This is a genomic window from Pauljensenia sp. UMB1177 (assembly GCF_030217965.1).
Classification (GTDB): domain Bacteria; phylum Actinomycetota; class Actinomycetes; order Actinomycetales; family Actinomycetaceae; genus Pauljensenia; species Pauljensenia turicensis_A.
The window spans coordinates 1-245 of sequence record NZ_JASOOV010000053.1; the positions used below are offsets into that span (position 1 = coordinate 1).

At 54.7% G+C, this 245-nt stretch carries 1 protein-coding gene; it reads left to right on the top strand.

The annotated features are described in order from the left end of the window. The coding region (locus QP442_RS08750) for a pyrroline-5-carboxylate reductase family protein (RefSeq protein WP_285069820.1) at positions 1 to 245 on the top strand (245 nt) is incomplete at both ends.

A 245-nucleotide genomic window follows, 5' to 3' on the forward strand; every position in this document is an offset into this window, starting at 1 on the left:
ATCTGGCTCTAGTCCCACCATTGTCTACATGCTAATCGAGGCCATGGCAGACGCCGGATGTCAACAAGGTCTTCAACGTTCCCAAGCCCAAAGCTTAGCCGCCCAAACCGTCCTAGGTGCTGCAGCTATGGTCGTAGAAACTGGACAACATCCCGGTCAACTCAAGGATGCGGTCTGCTCACCTGCTGGTACCTCCATTGAATGCGTCCGTAAGGCAGAGGACAAAGGCTTACGATCCGCTGCCA